Source organism: Methyloceanibacter sp., assembly GCF_050728395.1.
Lineage (GTDB): Bacteria > Pseudomonadota > Alphaproteobacteria > Rhizobiales > Methyloligellaceae > Methyloceanibacter.
This window is the reverse complement of sequence record NZ_JBOHJB010000019.1, coordinates 1-24451: the sequence shown is the minus strand read 5'-3', so window position 1 is coordinate 24451 and position 24451 is coordinate 1. Positions and strand designations below refer to the sequence as shown.

17 protein-coding genes and 5 pseudogenes are annotated in these 24451 nt (G+C 63.3%); 11 read left to right on the top strand and 11 right to left on the bottom strand.

Features of this window, described 5'->3' with window-relative positions; translation table 11 throughout:
- Window positions 1–16: 16 nt before the first annotated feature.
- Window positions 17–199 (bottom strand): annotated as a pseudogene (bcsS, locus tag ACREC7_RS05295) (cellulose biosynthesis protein BcsS); the annotation flags it as partial.
- Window positions 200–567: 368 nt separating this feature from the next.
- Window positions 568–1305, bottom strand: coding sequence for a cellulose biosynthesis protein BcsS (gene bcsS, locus ACREC7_RS05290; protein ID WP_431554645.1), 738 nt, complete (start codon window positions 1303–1305; stop codon window positions 568–570).
- 156 nt (window positions 1306–1461) lie between these two features.
- Here bcsS (ACREC7_RS05290) and ACREC7_RS05285 point away from each other — a divergent pair, with 156 nt between their 5' ends.
- From ACREC7_RS05285 to ACREC7_RS05245, 9 genes and pseudogenes are all read left to right on the top strand, one after another.
- A complete protein-coding gene (locus ACREC7_RS05285; RefSeq protein WP_431554644.1) occupies window positions 1462–2475 on the top strand; it encodes a ligase-associated DNA damage response exonuclease in 1014 nt (337 codons plus the stop codon).
- Window positions 2472–4055, top strand: a complete 1584-nt coding sequence (locus ACREC7_RS05280; RefSeq protein WP_431554643.1) for a cisplatin damage response ATP-dependent DNA ligase — start codon at window positions 2472–2474, stop codon at window positions 4053–4055. Before ACREC7_RS05285 ends, ACREC7_RS05280 begins: the two co-directional genes overlap by 4 nt.
- A gap of 224 nt (window positions 4056–4279) precedes the next feature.
- Window positions 4280–4843: pseudogene (locus ACREC7_RS05275) on the top strand (tetratricopeptide repeat protein); the annotation flags it as partial.
- Window positions 4844–5050: 207 nt separating this feature from the next.
- Window positions 5051–5749, top strand: coding sequence for a caspase family protein (locus ACREC7_RS05270; protein WP_431554661.1), 699 nt, complete (start codon window positions 5051–5053; stop codon window positions 5747–5749).
- A gap of 67 nt (window positions 5750–5816) precedes the next feature.
- Window positions 5817–6194 (top strand): annotated as a pseudogene (locus ACREC7_RS05265) (cisplatin damage response ATP-dependent DNA ligase); the annotation flags it as partial.
- Between the two features lie 173 nt (window positions 6195–6367).
- Window positions 6368–8923: a tetratricopeptide repeat protein gene (locus ACREC7_RS05260; protein WP_431554642.1), complete on the top strand. Its 2556-nt coding sequence runs from the start codon at window positions 6368–6370 to the stop codon at window positions 8921–8923.
- 213 nt (window positions 8924–9136) lie between these two features.
- A pseudogene (locus ACREC7_RS05255) lies at window positions 9137–9685 on the top strand (tetratricopeptide repeat protein); the annotation flags it as partial.
- A gap of 153 nt (window positions 9686–9838) precedes the next feature.
- Window positions 9839–10591, top strand: a pseudogene (locus ACREC7_RS05250) (caspase family protein); the annotation flags it as partial.
- A gap of 187 nt (window positions 10592–10778) precedes the next feature.
- The gene (locus tag ACREC7_RS05245; protein WP_431554641.1) at window positions 10779–12545 is read left to right on the top strand and encodes a B12-binding domain-containing radical SAM protein; all 1767 of its coding nucleotides are present in this window, start codon (window positions 10779–10781) and stop codon (window positions 12543–12545) included.
- A 3-nt stretch (window positions 12546–12548) separates the two neighbouring features.
- Here the strand turns inward: ACREC7_RS05245 and ACREC7_RS05240 are convergent, their stop codons facing one another.
- Window positions 12549–12866, bottom strand: a complete 318-nt coding sequence (locus ACREC7_RS05240; protein ID WP_431554640.1) for a hypothetical protein — start codon at window positions 12864–12866, stop codon at window positions 12549–12551.
- Between the two features lie 386 nt (window positions 12867–13252).
- On the opposite strand from ACREC7_RS05240, the gene ACREC7_RS05235 reads away from it, so the two are divergent.
- Complete coding sequence (locus ACREC7_RS05235; protein WP_431554639.1) at window positions 13253–13654, top strand: phasin family protein; 402 nt, start codon at window positions 13253–13255, stop codon at window positions 13652–13654.
- Between the two features lie 49 nt (window positions 13655–13703).
- On the opposite strand, the gene ACREC7_RS05230 is transcribed toward ACREC7_RS05235, so the two are convergent.
- The 5 genes from ACREC7_RS05230 to ACREC7_RS05210 are packed head-to-tail and all read right to left on the bottom strand — an operon-like array spanning window position 13704 to window position 17954.
- Window positions 13704–13961, bottom strand: coding sequence for a hypothetical protein (locus ACREC7_RS05230; protein WP_431554638.1), 258 nt, complete (start codon window positions 13959–13961; stop codon window positions 13704–13706).
- Between the two features lie 60 nt (window positions 13962–14021).
- Complete coding sequence (locus tag ACREC7_RS05225; RefSeq protein WP_431554637.1) at window positions 14022–14759, bottom strand: peptidase; 738 nt, start codon at window positions 14757–14759, stop codon at window positions 14022–14024.
- A gap of 9 nt (window positions 14760–14768) precedes the next feature.
- The gene (locus ACREC7_RS05220; RefSeq protein ID WP_431554660.1) at window positions 14769–15593 is read right to left on the bottom strand and encodes a transglutaminase family protein; all 825 of its coding nucleotides are present in this window, start codon (window positions 15591–15593) and stop codon (window positions 14769–14771) included.
- Window positions 15594–15597: 4 nt separating this feature from the next.
- Window positions 15598–16560 carry an alpha-E domain-containing protein gene (locus ACREC7_RS05215; protein WP_431554636.1) on the bottom strand — a complete coding sequence of 321 codons (963 nt, stop codon included), beginning with the start codon at window positions 16558–16560 and terminating at the stop codon, window positions 15598–15600.
- Complete coding sequence (locus tag ACREC7_RS05210) at window positions 16560–17954, bottom strand: circularly permuted type 2 ATP-grasp protein (protein WP_431554659.1); 1395 nt, start codon at window positions 17952–17954, stop codon at window positions 16560–16562. Before ACREC7_RS05210 ends, ACREC7_RS05215 begins: the two co-directional genes overlap by 1 nt.
- A 235-nt stretch (window positions 17955–18189) precedes the next feature.
- On the opposite strand from ACREC7_RS05210, the gene ACREC7_RS05205 reads away from it, so the two are divergent.
- The gene (locus tag ACREC7_RS05205) at window positions 18190–18831 is read left to right on the top strand and encodes a MarC family protein (protein ID WP_431554635.1); all 642 of its coding nucleotides are present in this window, start codon (window positions 18190–18192) and stop codon (window positions 18829–18831) included.
- On the opposite strand, the gene ACREC7_RS05200 is transcribed toward ACREC7_RS05205, so the two are convergent.
- The 3 genes from ACREC7_RS05200 to ACREC7_RS05190 all read right to left on the bottom strand — a co-directional run.
- The gene (locus tag ACREC7_RS05200; RefSeq protein ID WP_431554634.1) at window positions 18824–19942 is read right to left on the bottom strand and encodes a cache domain-containing protein; all 1119 of its coding nucleotides are present in this window, start codon (window positions 19940–19942) and stop codon (window positions 18824–18826) included. The two genes, ACREC7_RS05205 and ACREC7_RS05200, sit on opposite strands and share 8 nt — an antisense overlap.
- A 13-nt stretch (window positions 19943–19955) precedes the next feature.
- The gene (locus tag ACREC7_RS05195) at window positions 19956–21272 is read right to left on the bottom strand and encodes a TAXI family TRAP transporter solute-binding subunit (RefSeq protein ID WP_431554633.1); all 1317 of its coding nucleotides are present in this window, start codon (window positions 21270–21272) and stop codon (window positions 19956–19958) included.
- A gap of 158 nt (window positions 21273–21430) precedes the next feature.
- The coding region (locus ACREC7_RS05190) for an efflux RND transporter permease subunit (protein ID WP_431554632.1) at window positions 21431–24451 on the bottom strand (3021 nt) is incomplete at its 5' end.

Sequence of the window (24451 nt, the reverse complement as noted above, 5' to 3'; positions counted from 1 at the left end):
GCACTTCAACTGATTCTCAGAAGGCGCGATAGACGCCGAGCGACAAATAGCCGCTCGGTTCGTCTTCGAGATCATTGCCGGTGAAGCCGCCGGAAAGCGTGAGCTCGAGGGCGCGCAGGTCTGCTCTCACGAATCCTCCGCCGCGCCCTGCGTCATATTCCTCATTGCCGAGCGCGACGCCTTCGAGCCCGAGCGAGGCCGAAGCGTGAAGGCGGTCATCGGTTGGGCATCAAGCGGCACAGGCAGAAGCAACACCGCTTCGCTATTTCGCGATAGTTAACAGTCGTGCCTGTCTGAGGGGATTTCGCATAATGTCCGCGCCAAACGCGCTTTTGAAAGGTTGTGCCGCCTACATCCAGCTGTGGCGCAGTTAGCCATCGTTCAATTGAATCGTCGGAGAGCTTGTTGCGTTTGCGGTCGGACATTGCGGCCTCCTAGCTGCTGAGCTGTCTTTGCTACCAGTCAGGTAGGCGCAATAAGGAAAACCTGCACTCCGGTTCTTGCTGTGAAATTTCGTTCGCCCTTGGGGTGGATTGTGTGGGGACGTCGGCTTCGGCCGGCGGCCTTCTAGAAGGCGCGATAGACGCCGAGCGACATGTAGCCGCTCGGTTCGTCTTCGAGATAATTGCCGGTGAAGCCGCCGGAGAGCGTGAGTTCGATGGCGTGCAGGTCAGCCCTTAAGAACCCGCCGCCACGGCCTGCGTCATATTCCTCATTGCCGAGCGCGCCGCCTTCGATGCCGAGCGAGAAGCGAGGCCCGAGGCGATAGCCCGCCCGCGCCAGGCTCCAATATTGCTGGAACGCGGTTCCGTACGACGCATCGACCGACAGGAACCAGCGCGGCGAAACATCGAGCCAGCTTTCTGCCGCGAGCTTGAGGCCGACGGCGTTGCCTTGCACCGAATTGGCCGGATCGCGGGGGCTGATCCTCTGATCCTCCGCCTCGACGCCGGCGAACAGCTTGACGATCAGGGTCCGGCTGCGGAACTGGTAGCCGAGAAGTGCTGCGCCATAGCTCGCATCGCCGTCGAAAGTCGTGCCGAGATCTGCGCCGGCGCCGAACAGCGTTCCCTGATAGTCGTAGCGCCCAAGCGCGCCGACCGCGCGGACCCGCCAGCCAGGGGCGTAGAGTCCCTTGCCGAAGGCGTAACCCGCGCCCAAATAGCCGGTTGTGGCGTTGTTGCTCGCATCGAGCCCGGTGAAGATTTCGGCGTGTGGATCTTGGGCCGCGGCAGGCGCGAGCGAAGCCAATAGCAGTCCGGCACCGAGGACAGAGATACGCGCCGCCTCGCGTGTAAGTCGCACACTATATGCGTGATCGACGCGACCCCCCAAGGTGACCACCCGCGCGCCAGTTCGCTTCAACTATGCTGCATCTCTCGATTGTGAACCAGAAGAATTGCAACAACCGCATGGCGAGTAACTTCACCAGAACACACGCAAAAGTAGAGTCCGTTTAACATGCATCCTGAGCGCTTCGAGTCCTGGCTCAGCGTCGGAACCCACGGGCTTTATTGCCGGCCGGGCGGATTCCACATCGATCCGCACATCGCGGTGAATCGCGCGGTGATCACCCATGCGCACTCAGATCATGCGCGCGGCGGCCACGATCATGTGCTTGCCACGCGCGAGACGCTCGCCCTGATGAAGGCGCGGCTCGGCAGCGCAGCGAAGCTCGGCACTCAAGCGCTCGGCTACGGCGAGAGCTTGCAGGTCGGCGATGTGACGGTGAGGCTCGTGCCAGCCGGACACGTGCTCGGCAGCGCGCAGGTGGTGATCGAGTGGCGCGGCCGCCGCGTCGTGATCTCCGGCGACTACAAGCGGAGCGCCGACCCGACCAATCCTCCCTTCGAGCTTGTCCCGTGCGACCTGTTCGTTACCGAAGCGACCTTCGCCCTTCCAGTGTTCAGCCACGGGGATGCGCGAGGAGAAGTGGCGAAGCTGCTCAAGTCGCTTAAGCAGTTTCCCGAGCGGGCGCATGTGGTCGGCGTGTACGGGCTCGGCAAGTGCCAGCGCCTCATCGCGCTGTTGCGCGAGGCTGGCTACGTCGAGCCGATCTATCTGCATGGCGCGCTCGCCGCCTGCTGCCAGATCTATGAGAGCTTCGGCGTCGAGCTCGGCGCGCTGAAGCCCGCCACCGGCGCCAAGCGCGAGGAGCTGAAAGGCGCCGTCGTGCTGGCGCCGCCTTCGGCCATCGCCGACCGCTGGTCGCGGCGCATGCCCGATGCGCTCACCGCCTTCGCCTCGGGCTGGATGCGGGTGCGGGCGCGGGCGCGGCAGCGCGGCATCGAGCTGCCGCTCGTGATCTCCGACCACGCCGATTGGCGCGAGCTGACGCGAACGATTCACGAGACCGGCGCGCACGAGGTGTGGGTCACCCATGGCCGCGAGGATGCGCTTTTGCATCACATCCAATCCACCGGACGCGTTGGCCGCGCGCTTGCGCTGATCGGCCGCGAGGACGAGGAGTCGTGAAGGCGTTTTCCGAATTGCTGGACCGGCTGGCCTATACGCCGTCACGTAACGGCAAGCTTCGTTTGCTTGCCGACTATTTTGCCGCGACGCCCGACCCCGACCGCGGCTGGGCGCTCGCAGCGCTCACCGACGGGTTGTTCTTCCGCCTGCCGCTTCGCCGCATCTTGGGCGAGATGATCGAGGCTCGCGTCGATCCCGTGCTGTTCGGCCTCTCGCGCGACTATGTCGGCGATACCGCCGAGACCATCGCGCTCATCTGGCCTGGCGGCGATACGTCGGAGCCCGCGCCGGGACTCGACCATGTGGTGCAGAGGCTGAAGCGCGCCATGCCGACCGAGGTGCCTGGGCTGCTCAGCTCTTGGCTCGACGGGCTCGACGCCACGGGACGCTGGGCGCTGCTCAAGCTCGTCACCGGCGCGCTCAGAGTCGGCGTCTCGGCACGGCTCGCCAAGACCGCGCTCGCCGAATGGTCGAAGGTGCCGCTCGCCGATATCGGGGAGGTCTGGCACGGACTTCGCCCGCCTTATGCGGAGCTGTTCGCCTGGCTCTCCGGCGCCGGTCCGCGCCCTGAGGTGGGGACGACGGCGACCTTCAGGCCGCTGATGCTGTCGCATCAGATCGAGGACCGGGAGCTTGCCCTGATCGACCCCAAAGACTTCGTGGCGGAATGGAAGTGGGACGGCATCCGCGTGCAGGCGGTGAACCAAGGCGGCGAGCGGCGCCTGTTTTCCCGCACCGGCGACGATATCTCCGGAAGCTTCCCCGATGTGGTGGTCGGGCTTCCCCAAGGTGTGGTGCTCGACGGCGAGCTCCTGGTGATGCGAGGCGGCGAGGTCGCCCCGTTCAACGATTTGCAGCAGAGGCTGAACCGCAAGACCGTGACGCCGGCCATGCTCAAATCGCATCCGGCGCATATCCGCCTCTACGACATGCTGTTCCACGGCGAGGAGGATCTGCGGCCCCTCCCCTTCGTCGAGCGCCGGGCGAGACTCGAAGCCTGGCACGCACGCGCCAAGCCGCCGCGCACCGATGTCTCAGCCGTGCTCGACTTCGGCTCGATCGAAGAGCTCGAGAAGCTAAGGGCGGGGGCGCGGGAGACCGGCATCGAAGGTTTGATGCTGAAGCGCCGGACAAGCCCCTATCTCGCCGGCCGGCCCAAGGGCCATTGGTACAAATGGAAGCGTGCGCCGCTGACGCTCGACGCGGTGCTGATGTACGCGCAGCGGGGCAGCGGCAAGCGCTCCTCCTATTATTCCGACTACACCTTCGGCGCTTGGCGGAAAGGCGAGGGCGGCGAGCCGGAGCTCGTGCCGGTGGGCAAGTCCTATTTCGGCTTCACCGACGAGGAGCTGCGCCAGCTCGACGCCTTCGTGCGCAATCACACCGTGGACTCTTTCGGCCCCGTGCGCCAAGTCGAGCCGAGGCTCGTGTTCGAGGTCGCCTTCGACTCGGTGCATCGCTCGAGCCGGCACAAATCCGGCGTTGCCATGCGCTTTCCGCGCATCCACCGCATCCGCTGGGACAAACCCGCCGAGGAGGCCGACCGGCTGGAGACTTTGCTGGGGATGATCGTGGAGTAGCGCCTCTATTTACACCCTCTCCTTCGTCATCGCCCGGCTTGACCGGGCGATCCAGTAACCACCTCAGCAACTTAGCTTGCAAGAACATCGGTTACTGGCTGCCCCCTTCGCGGGCATGACAAAGCTGCACAGTCGGCAAACTGGACGCGTTCAGCTTCGGTTCATTTGCATATCGCCAAGGTGTATCCTGACGCCGGTACACCCATGCCGGTTATGGGAGAGACATGCTCATGCGCCGCTTCCTCGCAAGCCTCGGAGTTGTCGCCGCTTTGCTGAGCTTGGGGAACTCAGCGTACGCCGAGAGGAGCTTTGATCTGAAAGAGTGTCAGCTCGCGAAGGATAACGTGAGAATAAACGCCTGCACGCGTGTCATCCGGAGCGGCGCTGGCAATGGCGATCTTGGCCTCGCCCACTATCAGCGGGGCGAAGCCCATTATCTAATGCGTGAGTACGACCTCGCCATCGCCGATCTCAATCAGTCGATCAAGCTTGCCCCGAACAATGCCGCCGCCTACAGCGCTCGGGGCAGCGCCTATGATGAAAAGGGTGACCATGACCACGCACTCGCGGATTTCGATCGGGCCATCGAGATCAATGCGATATCCCCGGATCACTATCGCCGTCGCGGAAGGGCCTTTCGGAATAAGGGCGAGTATGATCATGCGGTCGAAGATCTGAACGAAGCGATACGTCTTCGACCAGAATACTTGTTAGCTCATGCCGAGCGAGGGACTGCTTATGAGGCGAAAGGAGATGCCAACCGGGCGATAGCGGACTTTCGTGAGGCTCTGCGCCTCCGAACGCATAGTGAACTCGACCGTCAGGCGCAAGGCTTGGCGCGAGAGCGACTAACAGCGATAGAACTAAGGCAGGCGGCTGCCACGACGGTTCCGCAACAGACCGCGGCTGCGCCTCCACGCGTTACCGAAGCCCCCTCAGTCGCTGCTCCGTCTAGTGCACCACGGACATCCACCGTAGCACCCCTCGGCAAGCGGGTGGCGCTGGTGATCGGCAATTCGGCCTACCAGAACACCACGCCGCTGCCCAACCCCGCTAACGACGCTGGGGACATGGCGGCGGCGCTGAAGCGTCTCGGCTTCACCGTCATCGAGGGGAAGGACCTCGACAAGCGCGGCATGGACGACGCCTTCCGACAGTTTGCCGGCGAGGTGGTCGATGCAGACGCGGCCATGTTCTACTACGCAGGGCACGCCATGGAATGGCAAGGCGCCAATTACCTGATGCCGGTCGACGCCAAGCTAGAAAGCGAAACCGACGTTCCCTACGAGATGGCGAAGCTCAACGATATGCTCGCCGACATGGGCCGGGTGAAGGCGGTTCGCATTGCCGTGCTCGACGCCTGTCGCGACAATCCGCTGGAGGACAAGCTCAAGCGTTCGATCACCCTTACCCGCGGCGGGGCGCAGACCAGAGGCCTTGCCCGCATCGCGAAGGCTGACGGGCTACTCGTCGCTTACGCCACGCAAAGCGGCAACGTAGCCGCCGACAGCACTGGAGGTCGCAACAGCCCCTTCACCGGAGCGCTGCTCGAAAACATTGAGACGCCGGGGCTTGAAGTCGTGGGCCTGTTTCGGCAGGTGATCCGCAAGGTGAAGGACGCAACCGGGGGCAAGCAACACCCTGAATTGTCGCTGTTCCTCGACAGCGAATTCTACTTCAAGCCTGGATCGTGATGCGCGGCAGAGGGACTCGCGCGTTGCAGCTCCCGGGGATCGTGCTCGCGGCGATGCTCGCGCTCATGCTTTGCTGATGTACGCGCAGCGCGGCAGCGGCAAGCGCTCGTCCTATTATTCCGACTACACCTTCGGCGCCTGGCACAAGGGCGAGGGCGGCGAGCCGGAGCTCGTGCCGGTGGGCAAATCCTATTTCGGCTTCACCGACGAGGAGCTGCGGCTGCTCGACGCCTTCGTGCGCAATCACACCGTGGATTCGTTCGGCCCGGTGCGCCAGGTCGAGCCAAAGCTCGTGTTCGAGGTCGCCTTCGACTCGGTGCACCGCTCGAGCCGGCACAAATCCGGCGTTGCCATGCGCTTTCCCCGCATCCACCGCATCCGCTGGGACAAGCCGGCGGAAGAGGCCGACCGGCTGGACACGCTGATGGGGATGATCGTGGAGTGATGCCATTCCGCCTGTGAGACGCCTGCCTCCTCCCCGCGGAGAGGTCTGCGCGCGAAGCCGCAGGATGGGGGTCTTTTCCACGGCCGCGCGCACGCGTTCAGTTCCGGTTCATGTCGATCGCATCATGGTGTATTCTGACGCCGGCACACGCATGCCGGTTATGGGAGAAACCGATGCCCCGAACGATCGCTGCGCTTCTATCTCTCTTCTTGCTGTTGGCGTTTTCTGTCGGCGCCGAGGCGGCCAGCCAGCAGCTTTTGGATGGTTGTGCCGCAACCGAGCCGAAGCGAGCCATCGCGGCGTGCACGAAGATCATCAATAGCAAAAAGGAGACCAAGGAGGATCGCGCCTGGGCCTACTCAAACCGCGGCGTCAGTTATGACAACAAGGGCGATCTCGACCGCGCCTTCGCCGACTACAGCGAGGCAATCCGGCTCGATCCCAAATTTGCCGATGCCTACCGGAACCGCGGTGAGATCTGGCTGACTCGGGGCGAAAACGATCGCGCAATGAGCGACCTTGATGCGGCGATCCGCTTGAACCCGAAGGATCACGGCGCCCACAACTCGCGGGGCGTCGCAAATTACTTCAAGGGCGACCTCGACAGCGCCATCTTTGAGTTTGGCGAGGCCATAAAGCTCTCTCGACTGGGGCTCTATTACAGCAATCGCGGCGAAGCCTATATCGACCAGGGCAAATATGAAGAGGCGAACTCAGATATCGCCTCCGCTATCAAGCTCGATCCGAAACTCTCCAACAGCTTCGCCAATCGCGCACGACTTCATGGCATAAAGGGCGAGAACGATCTCGCCATCGCCGATTTCAACAAGGCAATCGGCCTCCAGGCCGATTACGCCCTTGCGTTCGCCCTGCGCGGCGAAACCTACCAGAGAACCGGCGACATCGCCCGCGCCAAGGCTGATTTCAACGCGGCACTCGCCATCCCCGCAAAGACCTCCGACGACCGCAAAGGGCAAGACAAAGCCCGCAGCGGCCTGTCCAGCTTGAACAATCGAACCCCGGCGCCGTCCAACGCCGTTCGGCAGGGTCTTTTTGGGATCCAGGAAGCTCAGGACGTCTGTACCTTCAAAAAAGACGATCCGGATCGAACCATCTCCGTCTGTACGCAGGCTATCGAACGCAATCCGACCGCCTTGAGCTTCAACGAACGGGGGGCCGCCTACTACACCAAGGGCGACCACGACCGCGCCATTGCCGACTACACCCGGGCCATCGAACTCAACCCCAAATTCGCCGTAGCCTTCAGCAATCGCGGCGTCGCTTACTCGGCGACCGGCAAGCGAGACTTGGCCCGTGCCGACTTCGAGAAGGCACTGAGCATCGACCCTAATGTTCAAGGCGCTCGACAGTCTCTGGCGGCGTTGGACAACCCTCTCACCGCGCAAACGCAGGCACTTCTCGACAACATTGCTCAAATGTACAAGGCGCTTGGCATAACTCCGCCCAGCGCTGCGCCATCAACCCAAGCTCTTCTCAATGCGCCCCAACCTGCGATGCAAGCGCCGCCCGCGCCCACCCCGGGCAGGCCTTGGGCCCGAACCGAATCCACTTATCTCAATACTGCTGTGAACGACAAGACCGCCTTGGAGCGCTCCCTCGCCGATCGCCCGTCTGCCTCCGGTGTCTTCGGAAGTACGACATACAATGCCGCTTTGGCGGGGCAACATGGCCCGGTCAAGCAACCAGAGCCGGTGGTGCCGTCCTACGAAGGTCTTGAGCAAAGCGAATCAACCTCTCCTCCCCCGCCGGCCGTGCAATTCACCGCCGTCGAGCCGGCAAAGCCGGCGCCTGTGGCACAGCAGTCTGCTCCTCAATACGCCGCGCCATCTGTCGCCGGACAACCTCAGCCGGTCGTGCCGTCCGATGAGGGCGTTGAAGTTGAGAAGCCGGGCCTAACGCCGCCGCCGTCCCCGACGGTCGCCGCGGTCGAGCCGGCTAAGCCTGTCGCAGAAGCAACCCCCGCACCCCCGGCTCCGATTGCAACACCGGTGGCCCCCCTCGGCAAACGCGTGGCGCTGGTGATCGGCAACTCGGCCTACCAGAACACCACGCCGCTGCCCAATCCAAGCAATGACGCGTCCGACGTGGCCGCCGCGCTGAAGCGGCTCGGCTTCACCACCGTGATCGAGGAGAAGGACCTCGACAAGCGTGGCATGGACGATGCCTTCCGCCGCTTTGCCCGCGAGATGGTCGATGCCGATGCCGCGATGTTCTTCTATGCCGGCCATGCCATGCAGTGGCAGGGCGCCAACTACCTGATGCCGGTCGACGCCAAACTCGAAGACGAGGCCGATGTGCCTTACGAGATGGCGAAGCTCAACGACATGATCGCCGACATGTCGCGGGTCAAGGCCGTGCGCATCGCCGTGCTCGATGCCTGCCGCGACAATCCGCTCGAGGATAGGCTGAAGCGGTCCATCTCGCTGACCCGCGGGGGAGGCCAGACGCGTGGACTCGCCCGCATCGAAAAGGCCGAGGGGCTGGTCGTTGCCTATTCGACGGACTCGGGCAATGTGGCCGAGGACGGCAAAGGCCGGAACAGCCCGTTCACCGCGGCGCTTCTGGAATACATCGAGACCCCGGGTCTTGAGGTCGGCGTGCTGTTCCGCCGCGTCATGGGCAACGTCAAGCAGGCCACGAACGGCAAGCAGCACCCGGAGCTTTCCATCCTTCTCGACAGCGAGTTCTACTTCAAGCCTGGGTCTTGATGCCAAGCAGAGGGACGCACGCCTCGCGGCTTTCCGGGATCGCGCCCGCGGCGATGCTCGCGCTCATGCTTTCCCCGGCCCAGGCGCAAGCGCCGCTCTCAAGCTTCAAGGACTGCGACGCGTGCCCGGAGATGGTGACGCTGCCGTACGACCAAGGTCTCCGACCAGAGAACGGCAACTGGCATTTCGCGGCGCGGAGCGTTCGGCTAGTTCATGGCACTTGAGCGAGGGTGTATAGTGAAGCCAGAAGCAATCGGGAGGAGATGGTACGTGCGACGGTTCGTACGACTCGTCTGTGCAGCACTCGCGCTTTTTATCGCAGTGGCATCCGGTGCTCAGGCCGAACAAGCGGGCGGCTTTTTTGAGATTGGTACAACCTGCGACCTAGTCAGCGCCGCTGTACGCCCCGATACCGCGATTAAACTGTGTACGAAAGTCATTGGCAGCGGAGCGTCGAGCGCGGATCGGGCTTGGGCCTTCTTCGTGCGCGGACATTCCTATGCCGACAAGGGCGACAAGAATCGCGCGGTCGCAGACTACTCGCGCGCTATCGAACTAGATCCAAACCACGCTTACGCCTTCGGCGAACGGGGAAGCATTTACGGAGACAGGGGCGAATATGACCGCGCCATCTCCGATTTGACTCGAGCAATCGAACTCGACCCCGGTCAGAGCGCTTCGTATCAGTCGCGGGGTGTCGCCTATTTGAAGACGAGAAAGCTGGATTTGGCGCGAGCGGATCTGCAGAAGGCGCTTGAGCTAAGGCCTGACTACACTGAAGCCAAAACGGCGTTGGCCGAACTCGAGAAGGTGGAAGCTTCCGCAGGAGCGGCAACGAATGCGCCCGCCTCGCCTCCAGCGCCGGCGGCGCCGACCACGGCCGCGCCTCCGCCTGTGCAAACCTCAGCACCCGTCGTGGCTGCGGTCCAAGCCCCCGCGCCGGCTCCAAAGGCTGCGCCGTCTGTTGCGCCTGCTCCCCTCGGCAAGCGAGTGGCGCTGGTGATCGGCAATTCCGATTATCAGAAAATCGGCAAGCTCGATAATCCCACCAACGACGCCAAGCTCATCGCTGGGGCCTTGCAGGATGCGGGCTTCACACTGGTCGGCGGGGGGCCGCGGCTCGATCTCGACAAGGCGGGCTTTGATGCCGCCGTGCAGGAGTTCGGCAACAAGCTGCAAGGCGCCGACGTCGCCTTGTTCTATTACGCCGGTCACGGCGTGCAGGTGCGCGGGTCCAATTTCCTCGCTCCGATCAACGCCAATCCCACCAAAGAGGCCGATGTCGACTTTCAGTTGGTCAACGCCGACGTAGTGCTGCGCCAGATGGAAAGCGCCGGCACGAAGCTCAATCTCGTGATGCTCGATGCCTGCCGCAACAATCCCTTATCGGGGCGGGGCTTGCGCGCGAGTGGCGGTGGGCTCGCAGTGATGCAGGCGCCGGAAGGCACGCTGATTTCCTTCGCCACGCAGCCTGGGGCGCTTGCGCAAGACGGCAGTGACGGGAACAGTCCCTACACCAAGGCGCTCGCCGAGGTCATCCGCATTCCTGGGCTCGACATTCTTCATTCCTTCAACGAGGTCGGCCTCAGGGTGAAGAAAGTAACCGGCGGCGCCCAGCAGCCCTGGCAATCAAGCTCCCCTATCGAGGGGGAGTTCTACTTCAAGCCGGGGTCCTAGTGCCCGGTCGTGGCCGAGGTGGCTTCGCACTTTCTTGTAGTTGCTGGATTTGAGCTTGAGCGTTCACAGTGCGCGTACAACCGCTTGAATCGCTTGTGACATCCAGCGCCGGTCACAAATTCACCGAATTAGGGTGCGGTCATATTGCCGGGCTGATACCTTCTGGCTTGGGGGAAAAATGGCTCACGCCAAGCGGTTTCTCATCATTCTGATAAAGCCGTCGCACTACGACGATGACGGCTACGTCATTCAGTGGTTCCGCTCGCCCATACCGTCCAATTCCCTCGCCTCGGTCTATAGCCTGATCGACGAGAGCCGCCGGCGGAACGTCCTCGGCGACGACGTCGACATCGAGATCGATGTGATCGACGAGACCAATACGGTCGTCCGCTTCAAGAAGCTGATCCAGCGGTTGAAAGCCGCGGACGGCGCCATGGTCGGTCTCGTCGGCGTGCAGTCTAACCAATTCCCTCGCGCGGTCGATATTGGCCGAAAGTTCCTCGATGCCGGCATTCAGGTGATCATGGGCGGCTTCCATGCGGCAGGCAGCATCGCCATGCTGCCCGAAACTCCGCGGGAGATCGTCGAGGCGCAGAAGCTCGGCATCTCGATCTACGCCGGAGAGGCCGAGGGGCGCATGGATGTGGTTGTGCAGGCGGCATGGGCCGGCAAACTCAAGCCGCTCTACAATCTGATGAAAGATTTGCCGGACCTCACCAATGCCACGCTGCCGATCCTGCCCGAAAAGGTGGTGCGCAAGATGGCTGGCGCCTATACCAGCTTCGACGCTGGCCGGGGCTGTCCGTTCCAATGCTCCTTCTGCACCATCATCAATGTGCAAGGGCGCAAGTCGCGCCACCGTACGCCGGACGACGTCGAGGCGATCATCCGCGCCAATGCGGCACAGAACATCAACCGTTTCTTCATCACCGACGACGACTTCGCCCGCAACAAGGACTGGGAAGGCATTCTCGACCGGCTGATCTGGCTGCGCGAGGAGCAAGGCTTCAAATTCAAGGTTACGCTGCAGGTCGACACGCTGTGTCACCGGCTGCCTGGCTTCATCGAGAAGGCGGCGCGGGGCGGCTGCGCCCGCGTCTTTATCGGGCTTGAGAACATTGACCCAGATGCGCTCGCCGCCGCCAAGAAGCGGCAGAACAAGATCTGGGAATACCGCAAGATGCTGCAGGCCTGGAAGGATGCCGGCGTCATCACCTATGCCGGTTACATCCTCGGCTTTCCGGATGACACGCCGGAGAAGATCGCCCGCAACATCGAGATCATCCAGCGGGAGATGCCGCTCGACCTGATCGAGTTCTTCTTCCTCACGCCGCTCCCGGGCTCCGAGGACCACAAGGTCCTGCACAGCAAGGGCGTGTGGATGGACCCGGACCTGAACAAATACGACCTCAACCACCGAGTGTCGCACCATCCGATCATGTCCGACGCGGTGTGGGAGAAGGTCTATTTCGATTCCTGGCGGCAGTTCTATACGCCAGAGCACGTCGAGACCGTGCTTAGGCGTGATGCGGCGCGCGGCGCGCGCACCAGCGCTCTCTATTCCTCCGTCGTGCATTTCCTCGGCTCGATCCTGATCGAGAAGGTGCACCCGCTCGAATGCGGCATCGTCCGGCGCAAGATACGCAAGCAGCGAAGACCGGGAATGAAGATCGAGAACCCACTTCTGTTCTACCCGCGCCGGGTGGTGGAATCGCTCACCTCCGGCACCCAATGGGCGCTGCTCTTCCTGAAATTCCGCCCCGCCTGGAGGCGTGTCAAAGCCGAACAAAACGCCAAGGCCTACACCGATCTGGCCCTGTCGCCATCGAGCGACGAAGAACTGAACGAGATGGACATCATTCAGGTGTTCAAGGGCGCGATCCCACGAACGCACGGTGCGCCGGTAGTCGCACGTCGGCCCGATCTGCGGCCGGCGCTCCCTTGACGTCTAGTGCCCGGTCGCGGCCGAGGTGGATCGCACTTCCTTGTCGATGCAGGATTTGAGCCGCCAATAGTCGCCGCTTCCCTCGGCGGCCTTGGTGCAGGAAACCTGCACCGGAACCGGGAGCTTGTCCCAGGCAAGGGCAATCTCTTTGCGCGTCCGCTCCTGGAAATCGAGGCAGCCGCGCATGATCAGCTCTTGCCGCGCCGAGCCACCCGCGACATCGGCGCAAATGGTCTCTGAATCGTAGGCTGGTAGCATCTCGGCGTGTGCCAAGGGCGCACTGACCATGAGCGCTGAAGCGAGGATCGGAAAGAGTCGCATCTTGAACCTTCCTTCGATCGTGAAGGCCAAGGCCCCCGGCCCGCCGCGATCAAGCGAGTGGTTTGATGCCCGTTACCCTGTGGCGATTCCGTTCCCCGCCTCAAGTAAGACGCAAGCGGCGGCACTTGGAAAGCAAATTCAACGCGCGCGGCTGCAGCTTTGCGCGGTTTCACCATGATGTGGCAGGGCGGCGACGACACGCCTCCCCTGCCTAAAGGGCCCGCGCCGTGCTAAGCTTGTGGATCAAGAGCTTCTGGTGGGCCGCTTGGTGGCCGGTCAGCACCTGGCTGCTGACGCTGGAAAAGTCGGTCAGACAAAGGCAAACAGACGACGAGCCGCAGCAGCCGGGAAACGCTATCGAGGGCGAGTGAGGATAGGAGAGTATCATGGCCAATGACGCGTTCATGAAGCCTGAGGTGCCGGACGCATTCCGCGAGTTGATGAGGGTCAGCATCGAGCAAACAAAGCGGGCGTTCGATACATTCGTGGCGACGAGCGAGAAGACGTGGAAGACGTTCGAGACGAGCTCGCAAACGGCGAGCAGCGGCCTGCGCTCTCTCAACGAGAAGATCGCCGAGATCACGCGCGACAACGCCGAGGCGAATTTCAACCTCGCGATGAAGCTCGCGGAAAGCAAGGACGTAGGCCAGGCCATGGAGCTGCAGACCGAGCATGCGCGGAAGCAGATGGAAAGCTTCGTGCATCAGCTGGAAGAGATCCGCGACCTCGCAACCCAGGTGATCCAGGACAGCACGCCCACGGGGATGCCCGGCGCCGGCAAGCCTTAAGCGGCTTCTCTCGAACGGCGGCCGAGGCCGCAGGCCAACAGACCTGTGGCTATTGCGGCAGCTTGGTCGCCGGGGTGCAAACCACCACTGGCCTGTTGTCCTTGTTGTCGGGGAAACACATGGCGATTTCCCCCTTAGCGTTGTCCACGACAAAGACCGCGCCGGACTGCGGCACGTAGTTGTTGCGTGGATCGGCCGGCCCGGCAGGCGCTACCGTGTAGCCGGACGATTCGGCCGAAGCAGGCAGCGCGCCCGCGGCGACGGCCATGGCGGCAAGCACTGCCGCACCTAGGTTTGCTATACGCATGATATTCCTCCCTTGTTGCACGTTCTTTCAGTTTCAGCAGGCAGGCGGAAATGCCAAAGACTAGATCTTCCAACCTGGGCCCGGCACCGTGTCCTGGAACGCCTTGTGCAGCGCCGATCCCCAGGCATCGCGGATCGACCGAAGATAGGGGTCCGACCCTTCGAGCCTGATGGTGAAGCCGGGAGCCATCGAGTCGCGCCGGTAGACAAAGATGTCGATCGGCGGCCCGACCGACACGTTGGAGCGCATGGTCGAGTCGAAGGAGATGAGCGCGCATTTCACCGCGTCGTTGAGGCTGGTGCTCGGCTGGATGATACGGTCGAGGATCGGCTTGCCGTATTTCACCTCGCCGATCTGGAAGTAGATCGTGTCGCCCATGGCCTCGATGAAATTGCCGGCATCGTAGATCAGGAACAGCCTGAGCTGCCCGGTCTTGAGCTGCCCGGCGAGGATGAAGGAGGCGCTGAAATCGACGTCGTGCTGCTGGAGGTAGCCGCCGTCGATCTTATGCATCTCGCGGATGGCAGTGCCGACGGCGCGGGCGGCGGCGAACATGGACCCCACAGCCCATAGATCCTTCTCCGGATCGCCCGATTCGAGCCACTCGCCGAGCAGGCTCATGACCCCTTGGGTGAGCGACAGATTGCCGGCAGTGAGGAGAGCAAAGAAGCGCTCTCCCCGCCTCTCCAGCACATGCATCTTGCGGAAGGTCGAGACGCGGTCGATACCGGCATTGGTGCGGGAATCAGAGGCCAGCACCAAGCCTTCATTGAGCAGAATGCCAACGCAATAGGTCAAGCCACCCCCCTATTGAGCCTGTTGTTGTTGTTGGCTTGGGAACATAACCGAGTAGGTCATGGTTTCAACCCCACCGCCGTTGCGCACGCCGCGAACGGGGCCTGCCTCGGCATAGTCTAAGCCGGTGGCGATGCGGATATACGACTGTGTCGCACCGGTGCGGTTGGAGGGATCGAAGCTCACCCAGCCAAGATCTTGCACATAGGCGTCGGCCCAGGCGTGGCTTGAGGCATGGGCCTCGTGGTCCGCGCCGTGCGAAAGGTAGCCGCTGACATAGCGCGAGGGCACGCCGAGCGAGCGGCAGACGGCGCAAAAGATGTGGGCATGGTCCTGGCAGACGCCGCTGCCTTGTTCCAGAGCCTCGGCGCCGGTGGTGTGCACGTGGGTCTCGCCCTTGCTGTATTCGACGTCATCGGAAATCGCCAGCATGATCTCATGCAACGCCTCGATGCGGTCGCGGTTGACCTTTGACCGGAAGCGGGAGGCATAGTCGCGGATCGGCTCCGAGCACACCGTGTACGGCGTCTCGCGGAGATAGAGGCCGAGCGGCAGCTCAGCCGGCGCAAGGCCCACCACGCCGTGGGTGTCGCGCGTCCGCACGAGGCCGCTCACTTTGATGGCGAGCTCGGTCACCGGCTGGGCCACGGTGAGGGTGTGGCAGCAATTGCCGTATTGGTCATACCATTGATGGGTGACGGCGCCCGGGGTGGAGACTTTCCAGCTCTCCACCACCTGGGTCCTGCCGGAGAGTGGGGTCAGGCGCAAATATTGCGTGCTCGCGACGAGCGGCTCCGAATAGGCATATTCGGTCGTGTGCTCGACCCTGATCAGCATCACGTCACGCGGCCCCCGCCACCGCCGTCGGAATCATCAGGAAATCTTCCTGGATCTGCATGCCGAGCATGTTGTTGGACTCAATGAAGGAGGTGAGGAATTCGTGCAGGCCTGAGCGAAAGATCCGGTCGATGCGGCCATATTTGAGCCGCGCATAGGTCTGGCCGGCCAACCTCCGGCATTCCAGCTCCTTCTTGCCGGCGAGCTCGTCGAGCGTGCCGATCAGGTTCTGATAGCAATGGTGCAACGAGCGCGGCATGTCCTCGCGCAGGATGAGCAGCTCGGCGATGCGCCATGGGTAGACGGTGTCGCGATAGACGTTGCGGTAGGCGCGGAAGGCGCCGACCGAGCGCAACAGCGCGCCCCATTGATAATAGTCGATCAAGCCGCCAACCTCCTCGCCCTGGGGCAACAGCACGTGATACTTCACGTCGAGGATGCGCGCGGTGTTGTCGGCGCGCTCGATGAAGGTGCCGAGCCTGATGAAGCGGAAGGCGTCGTCATGCAGCATGGTGCCGAACACGACGCCGCGGAAGAGATGCGAGCGCTCCTTAACCCAGTCGAAGAAATCGCGGTAGCCCCAGCGCATCAGCCCCTGGTAATCGAGGTTCTGCACCTGAAGCCAGGTCGAGTTGAGGCTTTCCCAGGCCTCGCTCGAGATTGCCGTGCGCTGGGCGCGGGCGTTCTCCCGCGCGTCGCGGATCAGCGACCAGATGCTGCCACCATTTTCCGGCTCGAGCGCCACGTAGCGGATGATGGTCTCATGATTGAGCTCCTGATAGAGCTCGTGGAAACGGCCGGATCCCGGCGCGATGGCAAGGATCGGCTCGAAATGCAGCGCCTGCTTGTCGATGGTCGACGGCAGAAGCGACATGCGAAAGCTCACATCGAGCATGCGCGCGGTGTTCTCAGCCCGCTCCATGGCACGCGACATCCAGAACAAATTCTCGGCGGTGCGGCTCAGCATCAGCCTCGCTCCAGCACCCAGGTGTCCTTGGTGCCTCCCCCCTGGCTGGAATTGACCACGAGGGAATCCTTGACCAGCGCCACGCGGGTGAGCCCGCCCGGGATCACGCTCGTCTCCTTGCCGGAGAGCACGAAGGGCCTGAGATCGACGTGGCGCGGCACGATCTCGCCGTCGATCAGCGTCGGCGCGGTGGACAGCGCGAGCGTCGGCTGGGCGATATAGTTCTCCGGGTTCTGCATCACCCTGAGCTTGTAGGCCTCGCGTTCCTCGGCGGTCGAGGCAGGCCCGATCAGCATGCCGTAGCCGCCGGAGCCTTGCACCTCCTTGACCACGAGATTGTGGAGATTGTTGAACACGTGCTGCCGCTGCTTGGGATCGCGCAGCATATAGGTGAGCACATTGTTGAGGATGGCGTGCTCGCCGAGATAGAACTCGATCATGCGCGGCACATAGCAATACATCGCCTTGTCGTCGGCCACCCCGGTGCCGAGCGCATTAGCAAGCGCCACCCTGCCCGATCTGATGACCGACAACAGGCCGGGGATGCCGAGTGCCGATTGCGGATTGAAGGCGAGCGGATCCATGAAGGTGTCGTCGACCCGGCGGTAGATGACATCGACCTTGACCGGGCCTTCGGTGGTGCGCATCCACACATAGCCGTCGCGCACGAACAGATCGCCGCCTTCGACGAGCTCGACGCCCATCTGCTCGGCGAGAAACACATGCTCGAAATAGGCGCTGTTGTAGCGGCCCGGCGTGAGCAGCACCACGACCGGACTCTCGGCACCGCCTGGGGCCACGGCGCGCAAGTTTTCGAGCAGTCGCTCAGGGTAATTGCCGACCGGAGAGATCGATTGCCCGGCGAAGGCGTCGGGAAAGAGCCGCATCATGATCTCGCGGTTCTCGAGCACGTAGGAGACGCCGGACGGCGTGCGCACATTGTCCTCGAGCACGAAGAAATCGCTCTCGCCGGTGCGGACGAGATCGATACCGGCGATATGGGCATAGACCTTATTGGGCGGCTCGACGCCGTGCATCTCAGGCCGGTAGGCAGGGTTGAGCAGCACGAATTCAGGCGGCACGAGGCCTGCCTTGATGATCTCCTGGTCGTGGTAGATGTCGTAGAGGAAGATGTTGATCGCCTTCACCCGCTGGACGCAGCCGCGCTGCACGAGCTCCCATTCGGACTGGGCGAGAATGCGCGGGATGAGATCGAAGGGAATCAGCCGCTCGGTCGAGCCGCCTTCGGCATAGACGGCGAAGGTGATGCCGAGCCGGCGGAATAGCTCCTCGGCCGCCGCCTGCTTGGTCACCAGGGACTCGATGGAGAGATCGTCGAGCAGCTCGGCGAAGTCGGCATAGGCCGGTCTCACCGTGCCGTCGGGCTCGCGCATCTCATCAAAAAATCGGCGGGAAGGTGCCGGCGCCTCGCGCACCCGCGCTTCCACTCTCTCAGTACTACGCAAGTCCGCCCTGTCCGGTTCTCGTGAGCGACCTCTACTCCCGCCTGGGTGCGCTTCTGATTTATGGTATGGGCATCATCTTAAGCCGATGCCGATTGGATAGGCAACGCTCTTAGACGCCTATTTGATAGGCAAGACCTCGCATTAAAGCTTCCTCGTTAATCACATGCTCGAAACTGCTCTGACAGCCTTCACGACCTTCTTCGCGGTGATCGGCCCGATCGATTCCGCGGTCATCGCCGCGAGCCTCACGCCCAACGCCACCAAGTCCGAGCGCCGCGCGATCTCGCTCAAAGCGGTGGCCATTGCCACGCTGATCGTGCTCGCCTTCGCCCTGTTCGGCCAGCCGCTCCTCAATCAGCTTGGAGTATCGCTGCCGGCGCTCCAGGTTGCCGGCGGCATCATCCTCCTGATCATCGCCCTCGACATGACGCTGTCGAAGCGCCCCTCGCCGGCGCGGCTGACGGTGAAGGAAAGCGAGGAGGCCGAAAGCAAGGCGGAAGCCCACGCCGAAATCACCGTGTTCCCGCTGGCCACCCCGCTGCTCGCGGGACCTGGCGCCATGACGAGCGCCATCGTGCTCGCGGCGGCAACCCATGGAGATCCCAAGCTGCTCGTGGCGGTGGTGCTCGCCATTCTCGCGGTGATGCTGGTGACGCTCGTCTTTCTCCTGCTCGCCCAGGAGGTGCACGATCTGATCGGGCTCACGGCGCGCAAGGTGATCGTGCGCGTGTTCGGCGTGCTGCTCGCTGCCATCGCCGTGCAGTCGATCTTCAACGGCATCGTTGCGAGCCATATTTTCAGCTGAGGCCGGGCTCGAGCGCTGCCTTGCGCCGCGCCGGGCGCATCAGCCGATAGAGCAGGAGCGCGAGCAGCCCCGCGGCCAAGCCGGAGAGCACTGCTGCGGCGGGCACGATCCAGTCTCGCACCTCGCTCAACACTTCCGCCTCGTCGATCTCGGCCAGCAGCACGTAGGGTTGTCCGCCGAAATCGACAGGAGCGTAAACCGACAACACCAGAATGCCGCGATAATCGGCGACGATGCGCGCACCGCTCTTGCCGCTCTTGCCGTCTTGCACCGCTTGGTTGTCGACCTTGGTCGCGAGCAGAGTCGGCGTGTCGCTGAAACGCGACTGGCTGCGCATCAAACCGTCTGCACCGACCAGGTAGGTCTCGCCGGTGGCACCCATGCCGGCGGTGAAGCGCATGAGGTCGTTGAGCGGCTCGGCAGGAATCTGCACGGCGAAAACGCCGATGACCTTGCCGTCCTTTTCGATGGCGTGACCGGCGAAGGCGGCAGGGTCGTCGTTGCTTGGCGGGTAGCGTGCGAAATCCGAAACGGTCAGGACCTCTTCGGGCTTGGCCATGGCGCGGCGAAACGCCTCGGCGAGCGGGCTCTTGCGATAGGGACCGGTCTTTAGATTGGTGGCGAAATCGATCTCCTTGGCGACGCTATAGAGGATGTCGCCGGCGGGGCTGATGAGGAACACGTCGTAATAGCCGAAATGCTCTCTGAACCGCGTGGCCCAGTCATGGAAGGCGCGGTGATCGCGCGCGTAGTAGGAGTTGTCGTCGACGGCATCGAGCTTGTAGCGCTCGCCGGCCGGGTACGGGTTCTCGGCGATATATTGGCGGCTCAGCACCTTACGGGCCTCAGGCCCCATCGTCGACCAGGCAAAATTAAGCTTCTCGGCGGTATCGACGACGCGGGGGTTCTCGCTCGCCGCCCGAACATCTGAAGCCATGGACTTCAGATAGTCCTCGAGCGCGGCGCGCCGGAGCTCATGGAACAGCCGGAGCCGCGCGAAGGCGTCGGTGAGCGCGGCCTGTTGCAAATGCCGTTGCGCGGCGATGCCTCCGGCGACCGCTGCCGCAAGGCCAACCGCGATTACCGCAACCCAAAGAGCGAGCCGCCTCATCGTGCCCCTCCCCCTAGACCCCGGCCGGAACGCTTGCCTGGCGGCGCGGAGCCGGCGTCTTGCGCTCCTGCTCCGCCCGCTCGAGCTGCAACAGGCGATCCTTGATGGCGTCTTCGACGGAATCATAGGTGAAGTTGAACAGTTCGAACTCCGCCGGGTTGATGCGGCCGTGCTTGGCCGCCTGCACGATGCGGCCGACGAAAGTGGCGAGCAACGCATTGCACTCGTCGATGGTGGCGAAATCGGGTGCGTTCCGCGCCCGTAGCCCAAGCTCGATGAGCTCGGCATTGTAAGCGTCCATGACCCGCTTCCGCCGCCGCGCGACCCATTGCAGATAGAGCGAGGTGGCCACGACGGCGATCGAAATCATGAGCGCGATGGCTTCGGCGTTCTGCTGGATGAAGGACGGCTTGTCGCGGTCCCAGAATGCCCACACGCCGGCATGGATGGGCAGATAGGCTTCACCGCTGCGGTCGGGCGCAGCGATGGCGCCGGCGAGAGGAACGAGATCCATCAATTCCCGGCGGTGCTCGAACAGCACCGAGGTGATCTTGGCGATCACCTCGGCGGGCACGTCTTCGCTCGCCACCAGAAGCTCCTTCACCGAGATGGTGGGCTCGTCGCGCTCAGGTATGGCGGGGCGGCCATTGTAGGAGCCTTGCGGGATGATTCCGGCCTCGAAGGCCGGATGCTGGAGCCGCAACGCCGCGGCCTGCGGGATGGGGATGACCTTGCCGTCCACGCGCTGGATAAGTTTGAGGATGGAAGCATCGCCCGGGGCGCGCACGCGGAACAGCGCGTCGACGTCGCCGTTGATGAGCAGCCAGTCGGTGGTCCGCTCCGTGCCGGTGTAAAGCTTGAGGTCGTCGGGAGTGAGCGCATAGTGCTTGGCAAGGAACCAGAAGGACTCATATTCGCCGCTTCGCTCCGGCGGAAGCGCGATGCGCTTGCCGATCAGGTCGCCGATCGCGTCGATGCCGCTGTCGCGCCGCACTACGATCTGAAAAGTGTCGGGGTAGAGCTCGGCGACGAGACGGGCTTTGCGCCCCGACGCCTGGTCGGCCTGCACCGTGGCAAGCTGCACCGCGCCCTGGTCGAGCAGGCTCGCATTGTGCAGGGCCCCGCGCGTCTCGAACACTTCGAGCTTGAGCTCGGGGTAGTGGCGCTCGGTCACCTGCTGCAAGGCCTTGGCGATCTGAAAGGCTTGGCCCGAGCGCTGGCCTGCGGCGATCAGCAGGCGATGCTCGCGGGCCGCGTCCCAGTACCAAAGTCCGAGCAGGCCGAGGCCGAGAAGCGCCAGCATGACGGCGATGAAGCTGCGCGTACTCATGGACTTTTCGCCCTGTCACCCTGACGCCGCCCCCTGACCTAACCGCCGCTGTGGCCGAGAGATTTTGGAGCTTACCCCAGCCTGCGAAGCGAATGAAGCAAGCTTAACGCGGGGGTTTGGCGGCGTTGCAGGCGAGCGCCTTTCGCGCGGGCCAGGCGTCATTCGGCAGGCGCCGGCGCGCTGCTTCCATGAGCATGCGGCTTGGCCGCGAATTTGCGCACCACCACGTAGAACACCGGCGTGAAAATCAATCCGAACACGGTCACGCCGATCATGCCGTAGAACACGGCGGTGCCGAGCGACTGGCGCATCTCGGCGCCGGCGCCGGTGGCGATGACGAGCGGCAGCACGCCGAGGATGAAGGCGAAAGAGGTCATGAGGATCGGGCGCAAGCGCACGCGTGCCGCCTCCGTCGCCGCCTGGAAGCGATCCTCGCCATGCTCCTCGTTTTGCCGCGCGAACTCCACGATCAAAATCGCGTTCTTGGCGGCCAAGCCGATCAGCACGACGAACCCGATCTGCGCCAGAATGTTCACGTCCAGGCCGCGCAGCAGGAGGCCGCTGATGGCGGCGAGCAGGCACATGGGCACGATGAGAATGACGGCAAGCGGCAGTGCCCAGCTTTCATATTGCGCCGCGAGCAGCAGGAACACGAACACCACCGAGGCGGCGAACACGTAGATGGCGGTGTTGCCGGCGAGCTGCTCCTGATAGGCGATCTCGGTCCAGGCGGCGGCGTAGCCGTCAGGCAGAAGCTGTTGGGCGATCTTGTCCATGGCGGCGAGGCCGTAACCGGTGGAAAAGCCGGGCAGCGTGCCGCCTTGCACGGCAGCCGAAGGAAACAGATTGAAGTGCTCGACGCGATAGGGGCCGGTGATGTTGCTGAAGGCGGCGACCGAGCCGAGCGGCACCATCTGGCCGTTGGCGTTGCGCGTCTTTAGCTGCGAGATGGTGTGCAGATCCTGGCGGAACTGGCCGTCGGCTTGCGCAGTGACCCGGTAGGTGCGGCCGAGAAAATTGAAATCGTTGACATATTGCGAGCCGAGATAGACTTCGAGCGTGGTGAACACGTCGTCGGTCCTGACCCCAAGCATCTCGGCACGCACCCGGTCGATATCGGCCCAGATCTTCGGCGTGCGGGTATTGAAGGTGGTGAAGACATTCACCATTCCCGGCGTCTGGTTGGCCACCCCCATGACCTGTTGGGCGACCCCCTCGAGCTGGGTCAGATCGCCGCCATGGGTGTCCTGGAGCTCGAGCTTGAAGCCGCCGGTGGTGCCGATGCCGCGTACCGGCGGCGGCGACACGCTGATGATGAGCCCGTCCTGGATGGCGGCGAATTGCTTGTTGAGGTTGATGCTGATCACTTGCGCGCTTAGACCCTTTTTGGCGCGCTCATCGAACGGAGCGAGCGGCGAGAAAATCACCGCGGAGTTCGGTGCGTTGGTGAAGGTGGCGCCGTCAAGGCCCACGATCGGCACGGTGTGCGCCACCCCTGGAGTGTTGAGCACCAGCTTGTTCACGCGCCGCGCCACCTCGTCGGTGCGCGCCAGCGAGGCGCCTGGCGGGAGCTGAATGATGTTGATGAGATATCCCTGATCCTGCTGCGGAATGAAGCCGGTCGGAGCCCGCGAGAATTCGAAAACGGTCAGCCCGATCAACCCGGCATAAAGGATCACCATGATCAGCGACACGCGCACGAGCCGGCCGGTCAGCGCGCCATAGCGCGACGACAGCCATTCGAAGGCACGGTTGAAGCCGCGGAAGAAGGCATTGATCGGCCGCATGAAAATGTTCTGGCGCTCGGGATGCGACACATGCGGCTTGAACAGAAGCGCGCACAGCGCCGGGCTCAAGGTCAGCGAAACGATCAGCGAGATGACGGTCGAGGTGGCGATGGTGACGGCGAATTGGCGGAAGAACTGGCCGAGAATCCCGGTCAGGAACACCGACGGGATGAACACGGCGGTGAGCACCAGAGCGATGGCGATCAGCGCCCCGCCAACCTCCTCCATGGTCTTGTAGGCGGCATCGCGAGGACTGAGCCCCTCGCGGATGTTGCGCTCGACATTCTCCACCACGACGATGGCGTCGTCGACCACGATGCCGATGGCGAGCAGCAAGCCGAACAGCGAGAGATTGTTGAGGGAATAGCCGAGCGCCGAAAGCATGGCGAAGGTGCCGATCAGCGACACCGGGATGGCAACGATGGGCACGATCGAGGCGCGCCAGGTCTGCAAGAACAGGATGATCACCACCACGACGAGGACCACGGCCTCGAACATGGTCTGGATCACGGCCTCAACCGACTGGGCGATGAACACCGTCGGGTTGTAGACGATGTCGTATTTGAGACCGGACGGAAAGGACTCCGACAGCTTCTTCATGGCGTCTTGCACTTGCGCGGCAGTGGCAAGCGCATTGGAGCCGGGACGCTGAAAGATGCCGAGCGGCACCGCCACTTTCTCATCGAGATAGCCGTTGCGGCCGTAATCGGCGGCGCCGAGCTCGACCCTGCCGATGTCGTGGATGCGCACCACGCGCCCGTCGGTGCCGGATTTGACGATGATGTTGCCGAAGGCCTCGGTGTCGACCAGGCGGCCTTGCGTCTCGACGTTGAGCTGAAAGGCGCCCGGCGCCGGCACCGGCGGCTGATTGATCACGCCGGCCGCGACCTGCACGTTCTGGCCGCGCAGCGCGGAGACTACATCGGCGGCGGTCAGGTTGCGGATGGCGAGCTTCTCCGGATCGAGCCAGATGCGCATCGAATAGTCGCGGGCGCCGAAGATGGTGACGTTGCCGACACCGTCGATGCGCGACAGCACGTCCCTCACGTGCAGCGTGGCGTAGTTGGAAATGTAGAGCTGGTCGCGGGTGCCGTCGGGCGAGAGGAGATGGATCACCAGCATCAGGTCCGGCGACTGCTTGGTCACCGTCACGCCGATCGAGCGCACTTCCTCCGGCAGCCGCGGCTGGGCGATGGCGACGCGGTTCTGCACCAGCACCTGCGCGGTATCGAGATCGGTGCCGAGCTTGAAGGTGACGGCAAGCGACATGCTCCCGTCGCCGGTCGACTGCGAGGTCATATACAGCATGTTGTCGACGCCGTTGACCTCCTGCTCGATCGGCGTCGCCACGGTCTTGGCCACGATCTCGGCGGAGGCCCCAGGATATTGTGC